We start from the raw sequence: 21,591 nt of genomic DNA on the forward strand, positions 1-21,591 counted from the left end.
GGGTGATACTGCCTTGTCCTGGGTGGTGTGGTGCCGACGGCCGGGTCCGGCCGCCTTACCGGGGGGGTGCTTTCGGGTACGCCGCCCGGGGTCCGCGAGGACTGCGCAGGCTTACGAGGGCTGCGCGGACTGTGAGGGTTTCGCAGCCTGCGCGGCCGGGGGGCCGACGCGCACGACCTCGCCGATGACGATGACCGCCGGCGGCCTGACCTCCTCGGCGCGGACGGTCTCGGCGACCGTGGCGAGGGTGGCGTCGACGCGGCGCTGGGCCGCCGTGGTGCCCTCCTGGACGAGGGCGACCGGGGTGTCCGGCGACCTGCCGTGCGCCACGAGGGTCTCGGCGATCCGGCCGATCTTGTCGACGCCCATGAGCACCACCAGGGTGCCGGTCAGCTTCGCCAGGGACGGCCAGTCGACCAGGGAACGCTCGTCGTCGGGCGCGACATGGCCGCTGACCACGGTGAACTCGTGGGCCACGCCGCGGTGGGTGACCGGAATCCCGGCGGCGCCCGGGACCGAGACGGAGCTGGAGATACCGGGGACCACGGTGCACGGGATGCCCGCCTCGGCGAGCGCCTGGAGCTCCTCCATGCCGCGGCCGAAGACATACGGGTCGCCGCCCTTGAGCCGGACGACCGACTTGCCCTGTCGGGCGTGCTCGATCAGCGCGTTGTTGATGGCCTCCTGCGCCATGAACCGGCCGTACGGGATCTTCGCCGCGTCGATCACCTCGACGTGCGGCGGGAGTTCGGCCAGCAGGTCGCGCGGGCCGAGCCGGTCGGCGATGACGACGTCCGCCTCGGCGAGCAGCCGGCGTCCGCGCACGGTGATCAGGTCCGGGTCGCCGGGGCCGCCGCCGACGAGGGCGACGCCCGGGGTGCGGGTGCGGTGGTGCGGGGCGACGAGTGTGCCGTCGCGCAGGCCCTCGACCACGGCGTCGCGGATCGCGGCGGTGTGGCGGGGATCGCGGCCCTTGGCGTCCGTGGTGAGGACGGCGACCGTGACGCCCTCGCTGTGCCCGGTGGCCGGGGTCCAGGCCGTGGCCCGGTCCGCGTCGTCGGATCGGACGCACCAGACGCGATGGCGTTCGGCCTCGGCGGAGGCGAGGGCGTTGGCCTCGCCGTCGCTGGTGGCGATCAGCGCGTACCAGGCGTCCGCGAGGTCGCCCTCGGTGTAGCGGCGCCGCTCCCAGGTGATCTCGCCGGCTTCCGCCATCGCCTCCACGGAAGGCGTCGCCTCGGGTGAGATCAGGACGATGCCCCCGCCGGCTGCGATCAGGGCGGGCAGCCGGCGCTGGGCGACCTGGCCGCCGCCGAGCACCACGACTCGACGGCCGGTGAGGCGGAGGCCCACGGGGTAGGCGGGGTGTTCGGCCATGAGGCTGCGGCTCCTCGTACAGGCGGGCGTGCGAGGGGCGCTACGGCACTGGAGCGGCCCTGACGTGCGGTGTGCGGGTGTGTGTGGTTGCGGGATCAGCGTACGGCGGAGGGTGGGACGACGGCGACGGAACAGCTGCCGCCGTGCCCCACCCCACTTCGGGGTGCCTGCTCCTCCTGCTTCTACTTCTCGGTGACGCCGGCCGAGTCGAACGTCGCCACCTCGTGCATGGCGCGCGCGGTGCTCTGCACCATCGGCAGGGCGAGCAGCGCGCCCGTACCCTCGCCGAGGCGCAGGTCGAGGTCGACCAGCGGGCGCAGGCCCAGCTTGTTGAGGGCCGCCACATGGCCGGGCTCGGCGCTGCGGTGTCCCGCGATGCAGGCGGCCAGCACCTCGGGGGCGACGGCACGGGCCACCAGGGCCGCGGCCCCGGCGCTGACACCGTCCAGGATCACCGGCGTACGCAGGGACGCACCGCCGAGGAGCAGGCCCACCATGGCCGCGTGCTCGAACCCTCCGACGGCGGCGAGGACGCCGATGGGGTCGGCCGGGTCCGGCCGGTGCAGTTCGAGGGCGCGGCGCACGACGTCGGTCTTGCGGGCCAGGGTCTCGTCGTTGATGCCGGTGCCCCGTCCGGTGACCTCGCCCGGGTCCACGCCGGTGAAGACGGAGATCAGGGCGGCGGACGCGGTGGTGTTCGCGATGCCCATCTCACCGGTGAGCAGTGCCTTGTTGCCGGCGGCGACCAGGTCGCGTGCGGTCTCGATGCCCACCTCGATGGCCTGCTTGGCCTCCTCGCGGGTCATCGCGGGGCCGGCGGTCATGTCGGAGGTGCCGGCGCGGACCTTGCGCGGCAGCAGTCCCGGGGTGGCCGGAAGGTCGGAGGCCACGCCGACGTCGACCACGCAGACCTCGGCGCCCACCTGGGTGGCGAAGGCGTTGCAGACCGCTCCGCCGCCGAGGAAGTTGGCCACCATCTGGGCGGTGACCTCCTGCGGCCACGGGGTGACGCCCTGGGCGTGGACACCGTGGTCGCCCGCGAAGACCGCGACGGCCGCGGGCTCCGGGATGGGCGGCGGGCACTGGCGGGACAGTCCGGACAGCTGCGCGGAGATGATCTCCAGCATGCCGAGCGCGCCGGCCGGCTTGGTCATCCGCTTCTGCCGCTCCCAGGCCTCGCCGAGCGCCTTGGCGTCCAGCGGGCGGATCTGCGCGACGGTCTCGGCGAGCAGGTCGTGCGGCTCCTCGCCGGGCAGCACGCGCCTGCCGTACGTCTCCTCGTGCACGACCCACGACAGCGGGCGGCGCTTGGACCAGCCGGCCTGCATCAGCTCGGGCTCGGCCGGGAACTCGTCGACGTAGCCCACGCACAGGTAGGCGACCACTTCGAGGTGCTCGGGCAGGCCCAGCGAGCGGACCATTTCGCGTTCGTCGAAGAAGCTGACCCAGCCGACCCCGAGGCCCTCGGCACGCGCGGCGAGCCACAGGTTCTGGACCGCCAGGGCGGAGGAGTACGGCGCCATCTGCGGCTGGGTGTGCCGGCCCAGGGTGTGCCGGCCGCCGCGGGTCGGGTCGGCGGTGACGACGATGTTCACCGGGGTGTCGAGGATGGCCTCGATCTTCAGTTCCTTGAACTGCTTCGCCCGGCCCTTGGGCAGTGACTGCGCGTAGGCGTCGCGCTGGCGCTCGGCCAGTTCGTGCATGCTGCGCCGGGTCTCGGCGGAGCGGATGACGACGAAGTCCCAGGGCTGCGAGTGGCCCACGGAGGGCGCGGTGTGGGCGGCCTCCAGGACGCGGAGCAGGACCTCGTGCGGGATGGGGTCGTCACGGAAGCCGTTACGGATGTCCCGGCGCTCCCGCATGACCTTCTGCACGGCCGCGCGCTCGGCGTCGTCGTAGCCGGGGGCGGCGGGGCCGGCGGGCGGCGCGGCGTCCGCCACTCCGGCGCCTTGGGTGTCGAGGTCGTCGGGTTCCTGGGCGGGTTCGGCCGGGGCCGGTTCGGCCTGGACCGGTTCGGCCTGGACCGGTTCGGCCTGGACCGGTTCGGCCTGGACCGGTTCGGGCTCCGTGGGCGGGTGTCCGGCCGGCGCGCTCTCGGCGGGCCCCTGCTGGGCCGGCGGTTCGGCGGCCGGTTCCGGGGCGGGAGCCACGGGAACGGCGCCGGTGTCGGCCTGGCGCGGCGCGGGAACCGGGGCGACGGCCTCCGGCCCGGACTGTTCCGGCTGTTCCTCGGTGGTGGGGTTCAGGGGCTGCGGCGGGGTCGGCACGAGATGCGGGGTGGTCGGCACGGCTCCCTCGACGGGGACGAACTCCCCCAGCGTCTGGTCCGGCACCGCCGCCAGGGGGACGCTGCCGGGAAGCGGCGTGGCGGTGCCGTCGGGAGCGGGCACGGCAGGGGCGGCCGGGTCGGTGGCGGGGGCCTCGGGACCCGGCGGGGCGGGCGGCACGGGAAGCGGCGTCCACGCCTCCTGGGCGGGCGGGGCGGAGGGGGTGGCCGAGGTCTGCCGGAGCCCCTGGACCGGGTGCGCGGCCGGGACGTACTGACCGCTCGCTTCCTCGGCCACGGGCTCGGCTGCCGCGACGGGGGCGGGCTCCGCGACGGGAGCCGGCGCTGCTTCCGGAGCTGGGACGACGGGCTCCGGCGCCTCGGCGTGCTCGGGCGTCCGAAGGACCGCGGCTTCGGGAGCCTGTGCCTCCTCGGCGGGTGCGTCCGGTTCGGCGGGGGCGCAGGCCTCGGTGCCGCCGTCGCTCCGGGCGACAGCGACGGCTGCCTGCGGATCTGCCGGACCGGTGGACGGGCCCTGGGGTTCGTGGGCCGCGACGGATGTGGCGTCGGGTCCGTCGGTGGCGGTGACGCCCTCCGGCTCCTGGACGGCCACGGCCACGGCCTCCGGTACCGGGGCCTCCGGCGCCATGGCGACGACGGGGCCGGCGTCCGCTTCGGGAGCCTGTGCCCCGTCGGGCACCTGCGCCTCGGCAGCCGGCTCGGGAACGGACCCGGCCCCCTGACCCGCGTCCGGGACGAGGGACGGTGCGGCGTCCGCGGCGGGCCCGGCTTCGTGTCCGGGGTCCTCGGGCAGCCCGGCGGTCCCATCGGCCGCCGCACCCGCATCCGGACCCGGATGCGGGCCTGTACCCGGACCCGGATCGGACCCGGTCGCATCGGCCGTCGGTACGGGGAAGCCCTCGGGATCCCCCGGGGCGTCCTGCCGGTCCGCCGCGGCCACGGCGGACCGCGGCGCGTTCTGCGGCTGACCGGCTCCCGCCTCCGTCGCGACGCGCGCGACCAGCGCCTGGGCGGCGCCCAGGGACCGCTGAGGCGGAGCAACCGTTTCCGCTTGGGCGGTCGCGCCCACCGCGGTCCGGGCGCCCCAGGGCTGTGCCGCCTGCGGGGCCGTCTCCCGGGTGCGCGGCACGTCGAGGTACTCGGGGCCGACGGTCGGTGGGCCGACCTGACGCACCGGCACGTCGGCCGGGCCGCGGTCTGCGAGGGAGCGGACCGGGCCGGCGGTGGTGCTGGGGATGGGCGGGCCGAGGTGCAGTGGACGGCGCGGTGCGGCCGGTGTCTGCGACTCGTGCGTGACCGCGGGACCGGGCGCCTGCGGCTGCCCGGGTTCGGGCAGCCGGACACCCCCGAGGTCGACCGAACCGGTGTCCCGGCCGCCCGTCTCGTGCGGCCCCGGCTCGTGCACGGTCTCGACGACCGGCTCCGGCGCGGGTGGTGCGACCTCGTTGCCCCAGGCACCCTGGGCACCCGGGAGCAGCAGGTCTTCGTCCTCGGCGGAACTCTCGGAGAGGTAGGTGTACGAGTCGGGCGCGAGGACGCCCGGCTGCTCCACCATGCCTGCGTTCTCCGGCTGTCCCTCGCCCGGGACCTGGCCGGTGTCGGTCATGCGTACCCCTCGCCCATCGGTTAGTGCTCCTACGACCAGCTCACCCGGAACGGCGCACCCGACCGCCCCACACTGAAGAACGAGCGTGCGTCCCCAGCGGCACGAACAGCCTGCCCAAAATGGCGACAAAGCCATTCACAGGCATTGTCGCTGCCGTACGACCGCCGCGTCAGCTTGATCCGCGACGGTTCCGCTGTGGACTGCGCCACGTTGCGCGTCCTTGGGTTGTGCCGTACCACACACGCCTCGGAACGGGCGTGTTTTCAGGACATCGGCCGACGAGTCGGCGGGCGTCCGAGTTGCGGTACAACGATCGGCCAGCCTACCGCGAGCGGTATGACAATCCGATCGCGGGGACGGCATCGGGACAGGGCCGCGCGATCAGGGAGTACGCGCCGGCAGCACACCGCTGAGCAGGAACGCGACGCTCCGTTCGGTCTCCGTCCAGGCCTTGGTGTCGAGTTCGACGGACTGCAGAAGGGCGCACTCGACCCGGTAGCCGTGCTCGGACAGTTCCCGGCCGATCCGTTCGGCGGCGTCGCGGGTGGCGGCGTGCGTGACGATGCGCTGCGGGCGGCGGTCGGCGACCGCCAGGACCACGGCCGCTCCCCCGCCGCCGACCCGGACGACGTCCGGTTCGGGGAGGTCTTCCAGCGCCTGCGGGGCGGTGCCGTGCACGATCTGGAGCTGGACCCCGTGCCGACGGGCGGTGGCGTCGGTGCGCGCGCAGGCCCGCGGGTCGCTGTCGACGGCGATGACCGCGGCACCGGCCCGCGCCGCCTCGGTGGCGAAGGCTCCGTTTCCGCAGCCGATGTCCCATACGAGGTCACCGGTCCCCGGTCCGAGCCTGGCGAGCTGGGAGACGCGCAGCGGCTCCCGTTCGCCCTCGCCGAGGTCGCCGCCGTAGGCGTCGGCCGGCAGCGTCCAGCCGCGCGGGCCGGCGGCGGGGTCGCGGCCTGCGATCCAGCCCCCGGACGCGGTGGCGGCCTGGCCGCCGATGACGATGACGACGTTCGGGTCCCGCCAGGTGTGGTCGGCGGCCCTGTCGGAGGTGACGACACTGACCTGCTCGCGCGTGGTGCCGAGTTCCTCGCAGATCACGAAGGTGCGGTGGACCCCCTCCAGGAGCAGGCCCAGTTCGGCGGGGCCGGCGCCGGGTGAGGTGAGGACCGCCACCTTGGTGTGGGCCCGGCACACGTTCACCGCGCGTCGCAGGGTTCGGGGATGCGCGACGACCACGTGTGCGTCGTCCCAGGGCATCCCGGCTCGGGCGAAGGCGGCGGCGACGGAGGAGACCGCGGGGACGACCTCGACCTCCAGGCCGAACTCGGGTGCGCGCAGGGTCCGCACGACACCGAAGAAGCCGGGGTCGCCGTCGGCGAGGACCACCGCCGTGCCACGGTGGCCGGCCACCCGGCGGGCGGCCAGGGCGGCGCTGCCGAGCCGGATGCGTTCGGCGCCGGCGGGTACCTCGGGGAGTTCCAGGTGGTGCGCGGCGCCTGCCACCAGAGTGGCGGCGCCCAGTGCGGCGCGGGCCGCTGCGGTCAGCGGCGAACCGTCCCAGCCGATCACCGTGACCCGGTCGGCCATCGTTGTCAGTCTCCTGGTGTGCGCGGGGCGTCTTGGGTGTGCGGGGCGCGGTCGGCCGCTTCGCCCGCGGGCGGGCGGGCTTGGTGAGAGTACCCGGTACTGCCGTCGACCGGGGCGACCTGCCGCCGGCCGTCCCCCGGGAGGGATTCAGTTCCAGTCGGTGAAGGCGGTGAACTCTCCGGTGTCGGCCAGGTGCTCGGCCGAGCCCTCGAGGTCCTCCGGCAGCAGGCTCCACACGATGAAGTCGGTGCGTACGTCCGTCCAGACGCCGTCGTCACCGCGGACGTGGGCTATACAGGCGTTGCGCAGGACGCCCTCGCTGATGCAGCCGATCTTCTGGGCGACCTGCTGCGAGGCGGTGTTGTCGGCGGCGGTGCGCAGCTCGACGCGTTCCAGCTTCTGGTCGCCGAAGAGCCACTGGGCGGTGGCCATGGCGGCCTCGGAGGCGTAGCCCTCGCCGCGTGCCCAGGGGGCGACGATGTACGAGAGTTCGGTGGAGCGGACGTGCCAGTTGGTCTTGGTGAGCTGGATGATGCCCACCAGACGCTGGGTGAGGAACTCCGTGACGGCGAGGTCCAGTCCCCGTCCGGCCGCGCGTTCGGCGGGGGCGTACTCGGTGATCCAGGTACGGGCCGCCTGCTCGGTGAAGGGCTGGGGGGCGTCGGTCCAGGCGGCGATCTGCTCGTCGTTCATCATCTCGGTCAGGGTGGGCACGTCGTCCGCGTCGAGGGGACGCAGCACCAACCGCTCCGTGCTGATGGAGATGTTGGGGAAGGTGCTGCTCGTCATGCGCCGCTCCATAACCTTCGTGACCGTCAGATACCGCTGAACTGCCCAGCATGCAGCATGAAAGCACCGGGCCGCACTCTCGGGGTCCACTCCGTGTACCGGAGTGGACCCCGAGAGTGCCGAACGGGTGCCGGGCGCGGCGCGGAGCGCCGTGCGGGTGGTCGGGGGAACGGGTTCAAAAGGATCAGAAGGAGGGGACGACGGAGCCCGCGTACGTGTCCTCGATGAACTTCTTGACCTCGTCGGAGGTGAGGAGCTCGGCGAGCTGCTTCACGCGCGGGTCGTCCTCGTTGCCCTCCTTGACGGCGAGGAGGTTGATGTTCGGGTTGCCCTTCGCGGACTCCAGGACGAGGGCGTCCTCGGACGGCTTGAGGTCGGCCTCGATGGCGTAGTTTCCGTTGACCACCGCAGCGTCGACGTCCTCGAGGGAGCGCGGCGTCTGGGCCGCCTCCAGCTCCTTGAACTCGAGGTTCTTCGGGTTCTTGGTGACGTCGGCGGGGGTCGCCGCCGTGCCGACGCCCTCCTTGAGGGTGATCAGGCCGTTGGCGGCGAGCAACTGCAGCGCGCGGCCCTCGTTGACGGTGTCGTTCGGGACGGCGACGGTCGCGCCGTTCTTCAGCTCGTCGGCCTTCTCGACCTTGTTCGAGTACAGGCCGAGCGGCTCCAGGTGCACGTCGACGAGGGACACGATGTGCGTGCCGTTCTTCTTGTTGAAGTCGTCGAGGTACGGCTGGGTCTGGAAGAAGTTCGCACCGACCGAGCCGTCCTCCGTCGCCGTGTTCGGCGTGACGTAGTCGGTGAACTCCTTGACCTCGAGGTCGAGGCCGGCCTCCTCGGCCAGGTTGTCCTTGACGAAGGTGAGGATCTCGGCGTGCGGCACGGGGCTCGCCGCGACGATCAGCGGGCCGGAGGCGTCGGAGCCGGATTCGCTGTCCGAGCCGCAGGCGGAGAGACCGAGGGTCAGGGCCCCGGCGGCGAGAACGGCGGTGACGGTCTTGGTGGTGTTACGCACGAAAAGTGCCTTTCCTGGTGGGTGGTGCTGCCCCGCCTCTGTGGTGCGGGGATCTGGCGGGGAGTGGGGTGCGGGGGCCGGAGGGGTCATGCGCTCCTGCCGGCGTCGGCCGGCACGGGCTCCTTGGCCCTGAGCAGCCACAGCCTGGGCGCGGCACCCGAGCGGCCGCGGCGGTGCAGGGAGCGGGCCGCGAGGTCGCCGGCGAACTGGATGACCGAGATGACCACGGCGAGGATCGCGACGGTGATCCACATCAGCTCGCTGTCGAAGCGCTGGTAGCCGTAGCGGACGGCGAAGTCGCCGAGACCGCCGCCGCCCACGGCGCCTGCCATGGCCGAGTAGCCGATGAGGGCGATGATCGTGGTGGTGGTGGCGGCGATCAGCGAGGGCAGCGACTCGGGGACGAGGACCTTGCGGACGATCGTCCAGGTGTTGCCGCCCATGGCCTGCACTGCCTCGACGAGCCCGTGGTCCACTTCGCGTACGGCCGTCTCGACGAGGCGGGCGAAGAAGGGGATGCCGCTGATGGCGAGCGGCACGATCGCGGCCTCGCTGCCGATGGACGTCCCGGTGATCCAGCGTGTGAAGCTCGTCAGGGCGACCATGAGGATGATGAACGGCATCGATCGGCCGACGTTCACGACCTGCCCGATGACCTTGCTCACGGGTGCGTTCTGCAGCAGTCCGCCCTGGTCGGTCAGGACGAGCAGGATACCGATCGGCAGGCCGACGAGTACCGCGATCAGGGTGGAGCAGCCCACCATGACCAACGTTTCCTGACACGCCTGCACCAGCAGTGGCTGCATCTGGGACCAGGTCACTTGGCCTCCTCCTTCACGAGCGCCGACGAAACCCGTGCCGCCCCGGCCACCCGCGGTTCCGGTGGGGCCTTCCGCGACCGGCCCGCGATCTCGACGTGCAGCCCCTGTCCGCGCAGGAAGCCGACCGGTACGACGTTGTCCTCGTAGCGGCCCGGGAGTTCGATGCGCATCCTGCCCACCTGGAGGCCGCCGACGGTGTCGATGGCGGCGCCGAGGATGGAGATGTCGATGTTGTAGGTGCGGGACAGCTGGGAGATGACCGGTTGGGTGGCGCTCTCGCCCTGGAAGGTGATGTCCAGGACGGTGCGGTGGTCGCCCGAGGCCTCGCCGGCGACCGGGAACAGCGCGGAGGCCAGTTCGGAGCCGGGGGTCGCCAGGAGGTCGGTGACGGTGCCGGACTCGACGACGCGGCCGTGTTCCATCAGCGCGGCGGAGTCGCAGATCGACTTGACGACGTCCATCTCGTGCGTGATGAGCAGGACGGTCAGGCCGAGATGGCGGTTGAGGTCGCGCAGCAGGGCCAGGACGGAGCGGGTGGTCTCCGGGTCGAGGGCGCTGGTGGCCTCGTCGGACAGGAGCACCTTGGGGTCGCCGGCCAGGGCGCGGGCGATGCCGACGCGCTGCTTCTGGCCCCCGGAGAGCTGGGCGGGGTAGGCCTTGGCCTTGTCGGCGAGACCGACCAGGTCGAGCAGTTCCAGCGCCTTGCGGGAACGCTCCCTGCCCGAACGGCCGAGGATCTCCAGCGGCAGTTCGACGTTGTCCTGCACGGTGCGCGAGGAGAGCAGGTTGAAGTGCTGGAAGACCATGCCGATACGGCTGCGCGCCTGCCGCAGTTCCCGGCCGGCTCGCGGCCCGCGTCCGGCCAGGGCGGTGAGGTCCTGTCCGGCGACGGTCACGGTGCCCGAGGTGGGGCGCTCCAGCAGGTTGACGCAGCGGATGAGCGAGGACTTTCCGGCGCCGGACTGACCGATGACGCCGTAGACCTCTCCTTCGCGGACGTGCAGGTCGACGCCGTCCAGGGCGGTGACCTCGCGTCCGCGTGAGCGGTAGACCTTGGTGAGGCCCGAGGTGGTGATCACGTGGGTATCCGTCACTGTCGAGTACGCGGCACGTCGTGGGTGCCGGGCACGAGGCATTCAGGGGTGAAGCGTGCGGGAGGGGGCGGCCTGGGACGGCCCGGACGCGACACGGTCTCTCGCGGGCGCCGCGAAGGGAGCGGCGGAGAGGTGTGCGCGGGGCGGGGTCCGGTCGCGCATGCGGGACGCGGGGGACTCGCGTGCGGGACGGACCGGCTCTCGCTTCGGGGCGCGAGGCTCAGATGCTGCGGGGGCCCTCTAGAGGACGCGCATTCGGAGCGGACACATACATCCGGCACCGAGCGGCATACGCGCCTCGGTTGCAGGGATGCGGTCGCTCGTCGTGGTCATGCGAGCAGTAAACCAGATGTTCGGTCCTGACCGGACACGGCTGTCCACATTCCGGACAGCCATGGACGCCCGCGATCGCACGTCAGGGACGTGCGACGATCTCCACCCCGGTGTCCGTGACCAGTACGGACAGGGCCGACAGGTCCCCGACCACGAGATCGGCGGTCAGTTCGTGGGCCTGGTGGGTTGTGGTCAAGGCCACGGTCGTCATCCCGGCCGCCCGGCCGGCCTGGAGTCCGGCGGGGGCGTCCTCGAGGACGACGCAGTGGGCGGGGTCCACGCCGAGGGTGCGGGCGGCCAGCAGGTAGGGCTCGGGGTCGGGCTTGCCCCGGGTGATGTCGTCGGCGGCGACGAGGGTCTTGGGCCGGATGCCGGCGGCGGCGAGGCGGGCCTCGGCCAGCCGTCGGGTCGCGGAGGTGACGACGGCCCAGCGTTCGGCCGGCAGCACGTCGAGGAGGTTCCGGGTGCCCGGCAGCAGGATCGCCCCGCCGTTCGGCACGTCCTCCACCTCCAGGTCCTCGATCCGTGCGACGGCCTCGGGCACGACATGGGCGGGCAGCAGATCGGCGGCTATCTCGGCGGCCGGGCGGCCGTGCAGCTCGATCCGCCCGAACTCCTCGGCCGTGATCCCGTACTCGACGGCCCACCGGGTCCAGCAGCGCTGCACGGATTCGAGGGAGGAGACGAGGGTGCCGTCGTTGTCGAACAGGAGGGCCTGGGCATGGATGGTCATGCCATCGACCCTACGGTGCCCCGGCCCCACCACGGTGCCCGCGCCCGGCCCCACCGCGCACGGCCCCACCGCGCACGGGCGCGCACCCGGGCACGGGTGGGCGGGGCCGGGCACGGCGGGGTCATTACGGCGTAATAGGGTCGCTGCCATGCTTGATGCCCTGACGTCGGCGACCGGTCTCGCCGCGCTGCTGCTCGCCGCGTGGTGCGGCTGGGCCGCCTACCGCGACCAGCCGACGAAGGACTGGCACTTCATCGGTATGGCCGTGGTCACCCTGCTGACGCTGGTTCAGCTGGTGGTCGGGGTCGTGCTGCTGGCCCGGGGCGAGGAGCCGGAGCAGGGGACGGTCATCTTCGTGGCGTATCTGCTGGGCTCGTTCGCGTGCGTCCCGGCGGCGGGCTTCATGTCACTGGCCGAGCGCACCCGGTGGGGCTCGGTCACGGTGGCCGCGAGCGGTGTCGTGCTGGCCGTGCTCGAGGTGCGGCTCTATGACATCTGGAAGGGCTGAGATGACCGCGACGGAACACGGACCGGAGCAGGGGCCGGAGCGGAAACCGGCCGGCACCCGGTTGATCGGCGGGCCCGGACTGCTGCTGGTGTGGCTGTACGGCGTGATGGTCGTCGGCGCCGTGTCGCGTTCGGCGTACCAGATCGCCACCGAGTTCGACCGGGCACCGCTCGCGTACTCGCTCTCGGCGATCGCGGGAGTGGTCTACGGATTCATCACGTACACCCTGGTCCGCGGCGGGGAGACGGCCCGCCGGGCGGCGCTGGTGTGCTGCGCGGCCGAGCTGGTGGGCGTCCTGACGGTCGGCACCTGGACCCTGGCGGATCCGTCCGCCTTCCCCGACGCGACCGTGTGGTCGGACTACGGGATGGGCTACCTGTTCATCCCGGTCCTGCTGCCCCTCACCGCCCTGTACTGGCTGCGCAAGGCCCGCACCCGCACGGTGTGACGGCCGCCGCCCGATCGGGCGGCGGCCGTCACACGCCAGGTCGCTTCCCGGTCAGGCGGTGGCCGCGTACGAGTCCGCCGTCTTCTCCAGGACGATCATCGGTACGCCGTCCGTGCCCCGGGAGGTCCCGACCCGCTGGTAGCCGACCTTGCTGTACAGCTGGAGGTTGCTCTCGCTGCGGTGGCCGGCCTGGAGGCGGAACATCCTGGCGCCCCGCTCGCCGGCGAGGGCGGACTCGGCGGCGCGCAGGAGCCGGGCACCGATGCCGTGGCCCTGGAGGCGGGGGTGGACGCAGAGCTTGCCGATGGCCGCGGCGGCGTCCTCGGTGCTCCTGCCGTGCACCGAGCCGACGATCTCGTCGCCGAGCCGGGCGACGAAGACCAGGTCGGTGGTGACCTCCTCGCGGACCGAGTCCAGACTCTGGACGAGCGGCGCGATGCGGTAGTTTCCGTACAGCGCCGCCTCGCTCTGGAAGCACAGGTACTGCAACCTGAAGATCTGCTCGGCGTCCTGCTCCGTCGCCGCAGAGATGGTCACGCTCATGCCCATGTGCGCACGCCTCCCGCTCACCTGATCACCTGTGGTCCCTCACTCCTATCCCCGTCCTCACCCCGACGCAACCTCCGGCGCGAGCAAACGACGCAGACATCCCAGACATCTGGAGCGTTCCGGCCCCAGGCTGCCTTGTGAGATACCCAACTCCCCTGCGATTTCCCGGTATGTCGGGTCGTGCGGGGACAGCAGCGCCTCCAGCAGCCCGGGACAGCGGCCGGGCAGCCGGCGCACCGCGTCCCTCAGGGCGCGGCGTCGGGCGGCGGCGAGGGCCAGGAGTTCGGGGTCTTCCTCGCCGGTGTCGGCGGGCTCGCCGGCCCACGGCGTCTCGTGCCGGGTGGCGCGGCGGGTGCGGCGGGCCTCGGTGCGGACGGTCCGGCGGAGCCAGCCCGGGAGGTCGTGCGGCGGGTCGTGCGCGTCGAGACGTTCCAGCAGGCGCAGCCAGACCGTCTGTTCCAGGTCGGCGGGTTCGGCGCCGGACGCGCATGCCTCGGCGGAGGCCTCCGCGGCGAGCAGCGGGCCAAGGGCGGTGACCAGGTCGTGCGTCATACGCGCAACGACGCCGGCCGCCCCCGGCCGGGTTGCCCGGGGCGGCCGGAACTCACCCCAACCGGGGCGGAACGGCCCGGCGGTTGACGCCGGGACCTGGCGCTGTTCGGACTCAGCCGGTGCGGAAGTCCTCGCGGGCCAGCAGACCGGTGTCCGGGTGGTCGGTGAAGACGCCGTCGATGCCGGTGGCGAAGTAGGCCCGGAAGGCGCCGAAGACGTCACCGTAGGCGTCGGGGTCGCTGCCCTTGCGGAAGTCCGCGGGCAGGAAGGGGTTCTCGTTGCGCATCGTGTAGGGGTGCAGGATCAGGCCGGCCCGGTGCGCGTCGCGGACCAGGGTCGTGGGCCCGGTGAGGTTTCCTGCGGCGTCCTTGGGGATGATCAGGTCCAGGGTCGGGCCGATGCCCTGCGCGTAGGAGGCGATCTCCTTGAGGCCCCTCGGCGTGACGAGGTCGGCCACCGTGCGCGGGTCGCCGTTCTCGACGAAGTCCCAGGGGCGGCTGTCCGCACCGGAGAGCAGCACGGCGAGCGGGTTGCCGACGAGCCGGCTCATCCGCTGGATGCTGGTGGGCTCGAAGGACTGGATGACGACGGGCGAGTTCCTCTTGTCCTTGCCGTGCCTGCGCAGCAGCCGGGCGAGGAGTTCCTCGGTACCCAGGCCCAGCTTGCGGAAGTAGGTGGGGTGCTTGAGCTCGGGGTAGATCCAGACCTGCTTGCCGCGCCCCCGGGTCTGCTCGTTCTGCCAGCGGAGCACCTCTTCGAAGGTGGGGATCTCCCACCGGCCGTCGTAGAGGGTGTTGTGCGGGCGGTTGGCCGGAATGCGCTCGACGGCGCGGAGCCGCTTCAGTTCGGCGAGGGTGAAGTCCTCGGTGAACCAGCCGGTGACGGAGACACCGTCGAGCAGCTTCGTACGCTTGCGGCCGGCGAACTCGGGGTGGTCCGCGACGTCCGTGGTGCCGCCGATCTCCGGTTCGTGCCGGCAGACGAGGTGGCCGTCCCTGGTGGGCACCAGGTCACCGGCCTCGACGATGTCGGCGCCCAGGTCGAGGGCCAGGTCGTAGGCGCCGAAGGTGTGCTCGGGCCGGTAACCGCTGGCTCCCCGGTGGCCGATGATCGTCGGGACGGGCAGGCCCTTCAGCCCTCGCCCGCCGTGCCGGGACTCGCCGTGCCGGTGCCCGGCGGCTCCCGCCGTGCCGCTCAGCCCGAGGACCGTGCCGCCCGCGCCGAGCACCGCCGCGCCGAGGAGCGCCCGCCGTCCGGTTCCGCCGGACGCCGTTGTTTCCGCCCGCTCGCCCGACTCCTGCGTTCCCATGGGGACCCTCCTGCCGTTGACCGTCAGTGCGGGGCGATCGTAGGGGCGCGTACATGACGAACGGGAGACCGCGGCCGGAACACACGGGGGATACGGCTGTACGGGATGTCGCGCGGACCGGCCGCGACCCGAACGGGCGTAGGGGGCGGAACCTCTGACATCCCGTCGGGATCGGGGGCGCCGCACCGGTGCGCCCGGCCGGTCCGGAGGGGCGGCGGCGCGCCTCCCGCACTCCGCGGGGCGCGTGTGGTTCCATCCGGGCCGTGCCCGTACCCCGGCCGACGGCGGTCCGCACCCCGGACCGGCGGCACCGGCTTCCGCGGACGCGACATGTCTCACATCCCGGCGCGCGTGTTACGGCCGCACAACACCGTGTCACCGCAGGTGAACATGCGTGGACATCGTGCGATACCAGGTGAACCCGGCGTGCGGGACCCCCTCCGCCGCGAGTAATGTCCTTACCTGCACAGACTCATACCGCATTCCCGACACCGGAGGACCCGTTGTCCCGCTTCGCGCTCATCAAGGCAGTGCTCGGCCCGGTCATGCGCCTGATGTTCCGCCCACGGGTGGAGGGCCTGGAGCACATCCCGGGTGACGGTCCGGTGATCCTGGCGGGCAATCATCTCACCTTCATCGACTCGATGTTCCTGCCGCTGGTCTGCGGGCGTCAGGTCTTCTTCATCGGCAAGGACGAGTACGTCACCGGCAAGGGTCTCAAGGGCCGGCTGATGGCATGGTTCTTCACCGGCGTCGGCATGATCCCGGTCGACCGCGACGGCGGCCGGGGCGGGGTCGCGGCGCTGATGACCGGTCGTCAGGTCCTGGAGGAGGGCAAGGTCTTCGGCATCTACCCGGAGGGCACCCGCTCCCCCGACGGCCGCCTCTACCGGGGCCGCACCGGTATCGCGCGGCTCACCCTGATGACCGGCGCGCCCGTCGTTCCGTTCGCCATGATCGGCACCGACAAGCTCCAGCCGGGCGGCGCGGGCCTGCCCCGGCCGGGCAGGGTCACGGTCCGCTTCGGCGAGGCGATGGAGTTCTCCCGCTACGAGGGCATGGACCGCGACCGCTACGTCCTGCGGGCCGTGACCGACTCGGTGATGACCGAGGTCATGCGCCTGTCCGGCCAGGAGTACGTGGACATGTACGCCAGCAAGGCGAAGGCGGCCTGACGCCCGGCGCCCCGGAACCTCCGCGGGGCACGGGCACCGGGACCTCACGGGCGCCCGGCACCGCGGCGGGAACCGGGCCGCTGCGGCCGCGGCCCGTCATCGGAGGAACACCTGGGCGGTGGACTCCTCAGTGCCAGGCCAGCCGTCCGCGCCGCTCCCAGTACGCGTGCGGGTCCTCGGGCAGCGCGGCGAGGCGGGCGAGCTGCTCGTCGTCGAGGTCGACGACCGCCGCGTGCAGGTTGGAGGCGAGCTGCGCGGTGGTGGCGGCGCCGGAGAGGACCACGCCCGCCCAGGGCCGACGCAGTACGAGCGCGAGGGCGACGGCATCGCATGCCAGGCCGGTCTCCTCGGCGACGGACCCGAGCGCGTCGGGAGCGTGGGCCCCGGCCAGCCGCCCGTTGGCCATGCCCTCCTTGACGATCACCGTGAGCCCCGCGTCATGGGCCTCGGCCAGCGCGGACTCGGCGGAGGTCTCGAGCGCGTTGTAGGTCGACTGGACGGTGCGGAAGAGGGGTTCGCCGTCGACGGTGACGGCGAGCGCGGCGCGGATGGCCTCGGCCTGGGCCGGGCCGCTGGTGGAGAAACCGACGGTGAGGCCCTGGGCCGCCGCCTCGGCGAGCCGGACGTGGAGGTCCTCGTCGGTGAGGGCGGGACTGTCCGGGGTCACCGAGTGGATCTGGTAGAGGTCGAGCCGGTCCCCGAGCAGCGCGTCGGACTCGGCGCGCTGCCGCTCGTAGGCGGCGAGGGAGTGTTCCTTGATCTCGTGGTGCTCGGCGTCGGTGGACCAGTCCGCGGTGTACGTGTAGCCCCATTTGCTGCCGATGACGACGTCGTCGGCGTCGGGCCGTTTCGTCAGCCAGTCCGCGAGGAACTCCTCGGACCTGCCGTACGAGCGGGCCGCGTCGAAGTAGCGGACGCCCTGGGCGTAGGCGGCGTCGAGGAGGTCGTGGGTGCGGGTGCGCAGGGCCTCGACGCTGCGATCGCCGCCGAGGTCGTCGTCGCGGCCCAGGTTGATGTAGCCGGGCCGGCCGACGGCGGCGAGTCCCAGGCCGATGTGGCAGGTCGGGGTGGTGGCCGAAGCCAGTTTGGCGAAGGGCATCGGGGCTCCGATCGATCGACTCCTTGCGGCTGCCCGACCAACTTAGGGCCTGTCCGGCGGATCATGCCGAAGACGCGGGGGACGGCACGCCCTCCCCGAGCTCTTCGAGCAGGCGGCGCCCCCGGCGGCGTCGTCACTCGCCGGCTCCCTCCTCCGCCTTGCGACCGTACGCACCGGATCCCGCGCACCGTGCTCGGCGGGTACTGCCGGTCTTCTCCGGTTCGACCCGCCGGACAGGCCCTGGCCCGCGATGCCCCTCCGGAACCGGACCGGCGGCCTCCCGGCGACCGGTCTACTTCCCGGCGTCCCGCTTGCTCCTGGCGTGGGCCCAGGCGTGCTGGGCGGCCACGTCGGCCTTCACCTCGGCGAGCTGGGCGGCGACCGCGCTCGGTGCCGTGCCGCCGCGGCCGTCCCGGGAGGCCAGGGCGCCGGGGACGTTGAGGACGGTGCGCACCTCGGGAGTGAGGTGGGCGGAGATCTTCACGAACTGCTCGTCGGTCAGCTCGTCGAGTTCCTTGCCCTCGGCCTCGGCGGCCTTGACGCACTCGCCGGCCACCTCGTGCGCGACACGGAACGGCACGCCCTGCCTGACCAGCCACTCGGCGATGTCGGTGGCCAGCGAGAACCCCGCCGGGGCCAGCTCCTCCATGCGTTCACGGTGCACGGTGAGGGTGGCCATCATCCCGGTGAAGGCCGGCAGCAGGATCTCCAGCTGGTCGATGGAGTCGAAGACCGGCTCCTTGTCCTCCTGGAGGTCGCGGTTGTACGCGAGCGGGAGGGCCTTGAGGGTGGCCATCAGGCCGGTCAGGTTGCCGATCAGCCGGCCCGACTTGCCGCGCGCCAGCTCCGCGATGTCCGGGTTCTTCTTCTGCGGCATGATCGACGAGCCGGTGGAGAAGGCGTCGTGCAGGGTCACGAAGGAGAACTCCTTCGTGTTCCAGATGATGACCTCCTCGGCGATCCGGGAGAGGTTGACGCCGATCATCGCGGTGATGAAGGCGAACTCGGCGGCGAAGTCCCGGGATGCGGTGCCGTCGATGGAGTTGGCCGCGCTGCCGTGCTCGAAGCCGAGGTCGCGGGCGACCGCCTCGGGGTCCAGCCCGAGGCTGCTGCCGGCCAGCGCGCCCGAGCCGTACGGCGACACCGCGGTCCGCTCGTCCCACTGGCGCAGCCGTTCGGCGTCCCGGGACAGACCCTGGACGTGGGCGAGGACGTGGTGGGCGAAGAGCACCGGCTGGGCGTGCTGGAGGTGGGTGCGGCCGGGCATGGCCACGTCCGGGTGGGCCTCGGCGAGGCCGACGAGGGCGTCCTGGAGCTCGGCGATCAGCCCGCCGAGCGTGCGGGCGTGGTCCCGCAGGTACATCCGGAACAGGGTGGCGACCTGGTCGTTCCTCGACCGTCCGGCGCGCAGTTTGCCGCCGAGGTCGGGGCCGAGGCGCTCCAGCAGACCGCGCTCCAGGGCCGTGTGCACGTCCTCGTCGGCGATGGTGCCGGTGAACGAGCCGTCGGCGACGTCCGCCTCCAGCCGGTCGAGGCCCTCGGTCATGCGGGTGAGCTCGTCCTCGGTGAGCAGGCCCGCCCCGTGCAGTACGCGCGCGTGCGCCCGTGAACCGGCGATGTCGTAGGGCGCGAGCCGCCAGTCGAAGTGGACGGACGCGGACAGCTTGGCCAGGGCCTCGGCGGGACCGTCGGCGAAACGGCCGCCCCAGAGCCGTACGTCACCGCTGTTGCTGCTCACTTGCGTTGCTCCTCGAAGACAGGCAGATCATGGATGGGCCACATCGTGGATGTGCCACCGCCTCCTCACTCAGGCGCAGGAGAGTGAGGAGGCGGTGTCAGAGTAGTGCGTGACGGCTCGTCAGCCGGTCAGGCGAGGTCGCGCTTGGCGGCGATCTTCGACGACAGGCTGTAGATGTCGATGAAGCCCTTGGCCGCCGCCTGGTCGAACGAGTCGCCGGTGTCGTAGGTGGCGAGGTTGAAGTCGTACAGGGACGACTCGGAGCGCCGGCCGGTGACGACGGCCCGGCCGCCGTGCAGCGTCATCCGTACGTCGCCGTCGACGTGCTGGTTGGCCTCGGTGATGAAGCCGTCCAGGGCGCGCTTGAGCGGGGAGAACCACTGGCCGTCGTAGACCAGTTCGCCCCAGCGCTGCTCGACCTGCCGCTTGTAGCGGGCGAGTTCGCGCTCGACGGTGACGTTCTCCAGCTCCTGGTGGGCCGTGATCAGCGCGATGGCGCCGGGAGCCTCGTACACCTCGCGGGACTTGATGCCGACGAGGCGGTCCTCGACCATGTCGATCCGGCCGACGCCCTGGGCGCCCGCGCGCTCGTTGAGCTGCTGGATGGCCTGGAGGACGGTGACGGGCTTGCCGTCGACGGCCACCGGCACACCCTCCTTGAAGGTGATGACGACCTCGTCGGCCTCGCGCGTCACGGCGGGGTTCTGTGTGTACTCGTAGACGTCCTCGATCGGCGCGTTCCAGATGTCCTCGAGGAAGCCGGTCTCGACGGCGCGCCCGAACACGTTCTGGTCGATGGAGTACGGCGACTTCTTCGTGGTCGCGATCGGCAGGCCCTTGTCCTCGCAGAAGGCGATGGCCTTGTCGCGGGTCATGGCGTAGTCACGGACCGGGGCGATGCACTTCAGGTCGGGGGCGAGGGCGACGATGCCGGCCTCGAAGCGGACCTGGTCGTTGCCCTTGCCGGTGCAGCCGTGGGCGACGATGCCGGCGCCGTGCTTGTGCGCGGCGGCGACGAGGTGCTTGACGATCGTCGGCCGGGACAGCGCGGAGACCAGCGGGTAGCGGTCCATGTAGAGGGCGTTGGCCTTGATCGCCGGGAGGCAGTACTCGTCGGCGAATTCGTCCTTGGCGTCCGCGACCTCGGCCTCGACGGCACCGCAGGCGAGCGCGCGCTTGCGGATGACGTCCAGGTCCTCGCCGCCCTGGCCGACGTCGACCGCGACGGCGATGACCTCGGCGCCCGTCTCCTCGGCGATCCAGCCGATGGCGACGGAGGTGTCCAGACCGCCCGAATAGGCGAGTACGACGCGCTCGGTCACGGGATTCTCCTTACAGTGCATTCGCTGACATGCATGAGTATGCAGGAGGGTGCATGATTCGTCAATCCAGCTCCGTCCGGAGGGTCCGAATCCGAACCGAAGGGTCGATTCCGGGCGGAGTCCGGGGTCGATCCGGCGAATGGTTGAACACGGGTAATCGCTTTCCCGTATCTCCCGCCGGACGCAGGCGCCGCGTCGGCACAGCCGGGCCCACCCCCACGGGCTCTCCCCCACGCAACCCCGAACCCGACCCCGACCCGAGTGAGGCATTCGCATGTCCAGGGCCCTTCCGAAGTACAACAAGCGTCGCGTCGGTCTCATCGGCGGCGCCGCCGCGGTGGCGCTGTCCGGTGCGGTGATCGCCGGATCCGCCCTCGCCGGCGAGTCGTCCGACGACAACGAGGCGAACGCCCGGACGCTCGCGGGACCGGGCACGGTCAGCTGCCCCGCCGTCGCCCCGGAGCTTCCCGCGGTCCCCGCCTCCGCCCAGGCCGAGGTCGACCGCAACCTCGGCCAGCTCGACACCCAGATCGACGAAGCCAACCGGCGCCTCGTCGACACCGCCGGCCAGGGCGGACCCGCCTTCGTCCAGAACGCCATCCTCGGCCCCCTGGAAGACAAGCGCGTCGCCGCCGTCAACCGCATCGCCACCGCCATCGGCCGCACCGCCGAACGCCCCGCCGGACTCGACTCCCTGGCCGCCTGCACGCTCGACGCCCAGGGCGCGACGGGCACGGGCGGGGAGGCAGGCGGTGACGGCGCCGGGGAGGAAGCCACCGCCCCGCCCGCCGACGGCGCCGGTCAGGGAGCGGACCGGGGCGACGCGGGCCAGGAGGGCGGGGACGGCGCGGGCGATGCCGGGAACGCCGGAGTGGGCACGATCAGCTGCCCCGCCGTCGCCCCGGAGCTTCCCGCGGTCCCCGCCTCCGCCCAGGCCGAGGTCGACCGCAACCTCGGCCAGCTCGACACCCAGATCGACGAAGCCAACCGGCGCCTCGTCGACACCGCCGGCCAGGGCGGACCCGCCTTCGTCCAGAACGCCATCCTCGGCCCCCTGGAAGACAAGCGCGTCGCCGCCGTCAACCGCATCGCCACCGCCATCGGCCGCACCGCCGAACGCCCCGCCGGACTCGACTCCCTGGCCGCCTGCACGCTCACCAAGTGACGTGACAGGCGCCGTGGCCGCCCCGCACACGCCGGCCGGGGCGGCCACGGGCGAGGCCCCGGCGCCGTCCGGACTCCCTCTCCA

At 72.5% G+C, this 21,591-nt stretch carries 18 protein-coding genes; 4 read left to right on the forward strand and 14 right to left on the reverse strand.

Translation table 11 applies throughout. The annotated features are described in order from the left end of the window. Positions 1 to 111 precede the first annotated feature (111 nt). The 8 genes from cobA to ACWZEH_RS05310 all read right to left on the reverse strand — a co-directional run bounded on the left by cobA (position 112) and on the right by ACWZEH_RS05310 (position 11,642). Positions 112 to 1,377, reverse strand: coding sequence for a uroporphyrinogen-III C-methyltransferase (gene cobA, locus ACWZEH_RS05275; protein ID WP_456196043.1), 1,266 nt, complete (start codon positions 1,375 to 1,377; stop codon positions 112 to 114). A gap of 182 nt (positions 1,378 to 1,559) precedes the next feature. After that, positions 1,560 to 5,270, reverse strand: coding sequence for a nicotinate-nucleotide--dimethylbenzimidazole phosphoribosyltransferase (gene cobT, locus ACWZEH_RS05280; RefSeq protein ID WP_456196045.1), 3,711 nt, complete (start codon positions 5,268 to 5,270; stop codon positions 1,560 to 1,562). 381 nt (positions 5,271 to 5,651) lie between these two features. Further along, a complete protein-coding gene (cbiE, locus tag ACWZEH_RS05285) occupies positions 5,652 to 6,860 on the reverse strand; it encodes a precorrin-6y C5,15-methyltransferase (decarboxylating) subunit CbiE (protein ID WP_456196047.1) in 1,209 nt (402 codons plus the stop codon). A gap of 147 nt (positions 6,861 to 7,007) precedes the next feature. After that, the gene (locus tag ACWZEH_RS05290) at positions 7,008 to 7,649 is read right to left on the reverse strand and encodes a GNAT family N-acetyltransferase (RefSeq protein ID WP_456196049.1); all 642 of its coding nucleotides are present in this window, start codon (positions 7,647 to 7,649) and stop codon (positions 7,008 to 7,010) included. Positions 7,650 to 7,833: 184 nt separating this feature from the next. Continuing rightward, on the reverse strand, positions 7,834 to 8,661 hold the full coding sequence (locus ACWZEH_RS05295) for a MetQ/NlpA family ABC transporter substrate-binding protein (RefSeq protein ID WP_456196051.1): 828 nt from the start codon (positions 8,659 to 8,661) through the stop codon (positions 7,834 to 7,836). Positions 8,662 to 8,747: 86 nt separating this feature from the next. Further along, entirely contained in the window at positions 8,748 to 9,482 is a 735-nt protein-coding gene (locus tag ACWZEH_RS05300) for a methionine ABC transporter permease (protein ID WP_456196052.1), read from the reverse strand. Next, the gene (locus tag ACWZEH_RS05305) at positions 9,479 to 10,561 is read right to left on the reverse strand and encodes a methionine ABC transporter ATP-binding protein (protein WP_456196054.1); all 1,083 of its coding nucleotides are present in this window, start codon (positions 10,559 to 10,561) and stop codon (positions 9,479 to 9,481) included. Before ACWZEH_RS05305 ends, ACWZEH_RS05300 begins: the two co-directional genes overlap by 4 nt. A gap of 430 nt (positions 10,562 to 10,991) precedes the next feature. Next, positions 10,992 to 11,642 carry an HAD family hydrolase gene (locus ACWZEH_RS05310; protein ID WP_456196056.1) on the reverse strand — a complete coding sequence of 217 codons (651 nt, stop codon included), beginning with the start codon at positions 11,640 to 11,642 and terminating at the stop codon, positions 10,992 to 10,994. Between the two features lie 148 nt (positions 11,643 to 11,790). Here ACWZEH_RS05310 and ACWZEH_RS05315 point away from each other — a divergent pair, with 148 nt between their 5' ends. Next, on the forward strand, positions 11,791 to 12,150 hold the full coding sequence (locus ACWZEH_RS05315) for a hypothetical protein (RefSeq protein WP_456196058.1): 360 nt from the start codon (positions 11,791 to 11,793) through the stop codon (positions 12,148 to 12,150). 1 nt (position 12,151) lies between these two features. Beyond that, on the forward strand, positions 12,152 to 12,598 hold the full coding sequence (locus tag ACWZEH_RS05320; protein WP_456196060.1) for a hypothetical protein: 447 nt from the start codon (positions 12,152 to 12,154) through the stop codon (positions 12,596 to 12,598). 51 nt (positions 12,599 to 12,649) lie between these two features. Here ACWZEH_RS05320 and ACWZEH_RS05325 read toward each other — a convergent pair whose 3' ends face one another. From ACWZEH_RS05325 to ACWZEH_RS05335, 3 genes are all read right to left on the reverse strand, one after another. Beyond that, positions 12,650 to 13,147, reverse strand: coding sequence for a GNAT family N-acetyltransferase (locus ACWZEH_RS05325; protein WP_456199448.1), 498 nt, complete (start codon positions 13,145 to 13,147; stop codon positions 12,650 to 12,652). Between the two features lie 57 nt (positions 13,148 to 13,204). Continuing rightward, positions 13,205 to 13,699 carry a sigma-70 family RNA polymerase sigma factor gene (locus ACWZEH_RS05330; RefSeq protein ID WP_456196062.1) on the reverse strand — a complete coding sequence of 165 codons (495 nt, stop codon included), beginning with the start codon at positions 13,697 to 13,699 and terminating at the stop codon, positions 13,205 to 13,207. 112 nt (positions 13,700 to 13,811) lie between these two features. Further along, positions 13,812 to 15,008: a glycerophosphodiester phosphodiesterase gene (locus ACWZEH_RS05335; RefSeq protein WP_456196064.1), complete on the reverse strand. Its 1,197-nt coding sequence runs from the start codon at positions 15,006 to 15,008 to the stop codon at positions 13,812 to 13,814. Between the two features lie 503 nt (positions 15,009 to 15,511). On the opposite strand from ACWZEH_RS05335, the gene ACWZEH_RS05340 reads away from it, so the two are divergent. Then, positions 15,512 to 16,183 (forward strand): lysophospholipid acyltransferase family protein, encoded by a 672-nt coding sequence (locus ACWZEH_RS05340; protein ID WP_456196066.1) that lies wholly within the window; start codon positions 15,512 to 15,514, stop codon positions 16,181 to 16,183. Positions 16,184 to 16,310: 127 nt separating this feature from the next. Here ACWZEH_RS05340 and ACWZEH_RS05345 read toward each other — a convergent pair whose 3' ends face one another. From ACWZEH_RS05345 to ACWZEH_RS05355, 3 genes are all read right to left on the reverse strand, one after another. Next, positions 16,311 to 17,282, reverse strand: coding sequence for an aldo/keto reductase (locus ACWZEH_RS05345; protein WP_456196068.1), 972 nt, complete (start codon positions 17,280 to 17,282; stop codon positions 16,311 to 16,313). 292 nt (positions 17,283 to 17,574) lie between these two features. After that, the gene (gene argH, locus ACWZEH_RS05350; protein ID WP_456196070.1) at positions 17,575 to 19,020 is read right to left on the reverse strand and encodes an argininosuccinate lyase; all 1,446 of its coding nucleotides are present in this window, start codon (positions 19,018 to 19,020) and stop codon (positions 17,575 to 17,577) included. A 128-nt stretch (positions 19,021 to 19,148) separates the two neighbouring features. Further along, complete coding sequence (locus ACWZEH_RS05355) at positions 19,149 to 20,342, reverse strand: argininosuccinate synthase (RefSeq protein ID WP_456196072.1); 1,194 nt, start codon at positions 20,340 to 20,342, stop codon at positions 19,149 to 19,151. Positions 20,343 to 20,616: 274 nt separating this feature from the next. Here ACWZEH_RS05355 and ACWZEH_RS05360 point away from each other — a divergent pair, with 274 nt between their 5' ends. Then, a complete protein-coding gene (locus ACWZEH_RS05360) occupies positions 20,617 to 21,507 on the forward strand; it encodes a hypothetical protein (RefSeq protein ID WP_456196074.1) in 891 nt (296 codons plus the stop codon). Positions 21,508 to 21,591 lie beyond the last annotated feature (84 nt).

The organism is Streptomyces yamdrokensis, from assembly GCF_053890455.1.

What these genes read in the sequence shown, in the direction of transcription:
- cobA (WP_456196043.1), bottom strand. Translation starts at nt 1,377, where the DNA reads ATGGCCGAACACCCCGCCTACCCCGTGGGCCTCCGCCTCACCGGCCGT.
- cobT (WP_456196045.1), bottom strand. Translation starts at nt 5,270, where the DNA reads ATGACCGACACCGGCCAGGTCCCGGGCGAGGGACAGCCGGAGAACGCA.
- cbiE (WP_456196047.1), bottom strand. Translation starts at nt 6,860, where the DNA reads ATGGCCGACCGGGTCACGGTGATCGGCTGGGACGGTTCGCCGCTGACC.
- ACWZEH_RS05290 (WP_456196049.1), bottom strand. Translation starts at nt 7,649, where the DNA reads ATGACGAGCAGCACCTTCCCCAACATCTCCATCAGCACGGAGCGGTTG.
- ACWZEH_RS05310 (WP_456196056.1), bottom strand. Translation starts at nt 11,642, where the DNA reads ATGACCATCCATGCCCAGGCCCTCCTGTTCGACAACGACGGCACCCTC.
- ACWZEH_RS05315 (WP_456196058.1), top strand. Translation starts at nt 11,791, where the DNA reads ATGCTTGATGCCCTGACGTCGGCGACCGGTCTCGCCGCGCTGCTGCTC.
- ACWZEH_RS05320 (WP_456196060.1), top strand. Translation starts at nt 12,152, where the DNA reads ATGACCGCGACGGAACACGGACCGGAGCAGGGGCCGGAGCGGAAACCG.
- ACWZEH_RS05325 (WP_456199448.1), bottom strand. Translation starts at nt 13,147, where the DNA reads ATGGGCATGAGCGTGACCATCTCTGCGGCGACGGAGCAGGACGCCGAG.
- ACWZEH_RS05330 (WP_456196062.1), bottom strand. Translation starts at nt 13,699, where the DNA reads ATGACGCACGACCTGGTCACCGCCCTTGGCCCGCTGCTCGCCGCGGAG.
- ACWZEH_RS05335 (WP_456196064.1), bottom strand. Translation starts at nt 15,008, where the DNA reads ATGGGAACGCAGGAGTCGGGCGAGCGGGCGGAAACAACGGCGTCCGGC.
- ACWZEH_RS05345 (WP_456196068.1), bottom strand. Translation starts at nt 17,282, where the DNA reads ATGCCCTTCGCCAAACTGGCTTCGGCCACCACCCCGACCTGCCACATC.
- ACWZEH_RS05360 (WP_456196074.1), top strand. Translation starts at nt 20,617, where the DNA reads ATGTCCAGGGCCCTTCCGAAGTACAACAAGCGTCGCGTCGGTCTCATC.